Annotated in this window: 1 protein-coding gene; it reads right to left on the bottom strand. The window is 52.9% G+C overall.

The annotated features are described in order from the left end of the window. Window positions 1-2,893 (bottom strand): glycosyltransferase (locus MPJ51_RS21650; protein ID WP_298391129.1); only part of this gene is annotated, 2,893 nt, incomplete at both ends.

The raw sequence follows: 2,893 nt of genomic DNA, 5'->3' as shown, positions 1-2,893 counted from the left end.
GGTACGCGTTTGACAAACCGAACCAACCCGGGGGCCTTTTGCTTCAGACGACGTGAAATACGTTTTTTCAGGCGCTGATCGGCTGGTTTTGCTGTCGACCAATTGGTATTCTCCCCGCCACTTTGCCGCTTTGATTTGCGTTTCTTTTTCACCTTTGAGGGTTGTTCGCCACGCAAGGACGCGCGGGCGAATTCAACCTTTTCCGCCTCAAGGAAAGGAAACATCGAGGAAAGGTCATCTCGCTCAAAATAATCCACATCCCCGGGCAGGTACAATTCCGCGATCTTGCCTATGTATTCCGCCCTCATCTCCTTGGGCAACCGGGTCCAGGCGTGATGCAGAAGATGCATCTTGTAGGGAACGTAATACTTCTGAAACTCGTCATAACGCTCGGCTTTGGCGTAGACCTCATTCATCAGGCGAACCGCATCCAACATCCCCATCGCACGCGAATTGGCTATCTGGCTGATCGACGCATTGTGGACGCGATACCGATAGAGTGGCCGGTTGAGAACATGGGCATTCTGACTTGCGAGAAGAGAACGCAGATTCTGCGGGTTGTCTTCAAAATTTTCACAATCCGTATCAAAAAACAACGCGTGTTGACGGAAAAAATCTGCCCGGAACAGTTTGGCCCATGTGAACGGGTATTGCGCAAACAAAGGTTGATGTCGGTCTTCAACTTTGAACAGCTGCTGCAGAGGCAGATAATTCCTAAACTCCCGGTATCGCGGTCTGGTGGGGGTCGGAGTTCCAATCAGTTCTGCATAGAAGAAGTAAAGAATTTCAGCCTGACTGGTTTCCATCGCGCTGATCAGTTCTTCATACGCTGTAGGGATCAGCAGATCGTCGCAGTCCATGAAATGCAGGTAATGCCCCCGAGCTTGGTTGGTGCCCAGATTTCTTGCTGCCCCCTGGTCGGCCACGTCCAGATTGAAAAGCCGGATACGCGGATCGCGCGCCGCAAAATAGTCCAGTATGTCCTGCGACGCGTCCGTTGAACCATTGTTAACGCAGATCAGTTCAAAATCGCCAAAGGTCTGCGAAAGAACCGCCCCGATGCTGTCCGCCAGATAACGCTGTCCGTTGTACACCGGCATTATGACCGAAAGCGCGGGCGTATCACCGATCATGGGTTCGGGGTTGGGGTTGGCATGCAGCGCATTCTGCTCAGCGTTCAGATGCTCTGGCCCTGCCTGATCAAGCATCGCCGCGATATCTTTTGTCACTTGGGATTGCGGGCGACCGTTATTTGTACCTGAAATCGCATAAAGATAATACTTCAAGAGCCGCGCGACATGATCGTCAAATGCCGCTTTCTGCGCCTGCGTCACGCCCGTTTCAAGCGCGTTCAGAACCTCAACTTTCAGGGCATCTTTGTCGCCCAGCTCGTAAGCCGCACCTGAACCTGAAAGTTGATTACGGCCGACCATCAACACCGGAACATCCCGAAGAATGGCCTCGTAGTTGCTCTGCGAGACCTTGACCACCGCCAAGTCAGCGATGGCCAGGCAATCGTCAAGATTCACGTCGGCCATAACAGTGATTCCGGGATACTCATCCGCCAAATCCAACCCGCGGGTGATCGAGATGGGATGAGGCTTGTAAATCAGATGGATATCTTTGTTGCCTTCGAAAGCCTTCGACAGATTGCGTACAACATCGTCATTGTCACGGAAGAATGGCGAATGATGCTTTCGCGCGGCCGCATCGTAGGGCACATGTCCAGAACTCGCACAATTGCTGCCGATATAGACAACAATTTTCTTTCCAGACTTCTTCAAACGCTCAAGCCGACTGGCTGTCGTGGCGGCTAAATCCACTTTGACGTTGCGAGACGGCCGATCCTGCCGCACTTTTTGCAAGTAGTCACGCGCAGCCTGTTTGTCGCCGTCATCCAGCGGAAGTTTGTTGAAATCGTCAGAGTGCTGAGCGACCCAGCTTTCGCCCATATGCCCCAAACAATCAAAAAGCAGAGTTTCCGGCAGGACGCCGAACTCCATCGTTATGAACGGAATGCCCCGGGCTTTGCATATTTGTTTCAGAACACGCGTACCGCTTTGATAGATGGCCCATCCCACAACCACATCGGGTTTGTAAAATGCTATCGCCTTGCTGAAATAGATATAGGCGGCATTGGCCACCGCCCGCGCGTTTCTTTGGGAACAGTTGTATTCCTTGACAAGCGCGGCGATCGCGCCCTCGATTGCTTCTTCCGGGACATCATCCCGCACATATCCGAACTGACGACCAAAACGATCATTGCGCACAGTTCGCGTTACTTGAGTCAGCAGATCCGGTAGGTCTTCTACAACCAACCCCTCATGATCTTTGGCCTTCACATTGCCATCTATGATGGCAAGATCAAAAGTCTCGTCCCCCAGAAAATCTGCAAGCTTATGACGCAAGGGGCGATGACTGCCGGTATCCAGCCATGAACAGAACAGCATGCGTTTCTTGTCACGGTCCGCCGTCAGTTTCATCCACCGGTCACGAGAAGCGATCTTTGATGTCGCATTATGTTCGGAAAAGAATTCGCTTTGGGCGTCAAACGGATCATAGTCACTCAGCTTGCGGATCGCGTCGTAACGTTCCGTCTGCTCTTCTATGAAGAAATACGCATTGTCATTGACGGTATAGGACGGGGCGATTGAGGCGTAGGGCTTCCAAGCGCCGCCGGCAAAATGCACGATGCAGGGCTTTGCCCCGGTTTTCTTGTGATAGAATTCCTGCGGGCTGCGCTCATCAATCAGGGTCTGGCCACCGTTGCACAGATGCAGGACCTCGCCTTCGTCAAACAGCCGGAACAGGTGCGGGTCCTGCGCCCGGATCACGCGTACCAGATCCTGGTCGTGCCAGTGGCAATCCCTGAACAGCTCGACATTACAGCTGG

The sequence above is a fragment of the Ruegeria sp. genome (genome assembly GCF_028066395.1).
In the GTDB taxonomy this organism is placed as follows: Bacteria; Pseudomonadota; Alphaproteobacteria; order Rhodobacterales; family Rhodobacteraceae; genus Ruegeria.
Note: the sequence above shows the minus strand (reverse complement) of the source record. Positions and strands in the feature narration are given on the sequence as shown.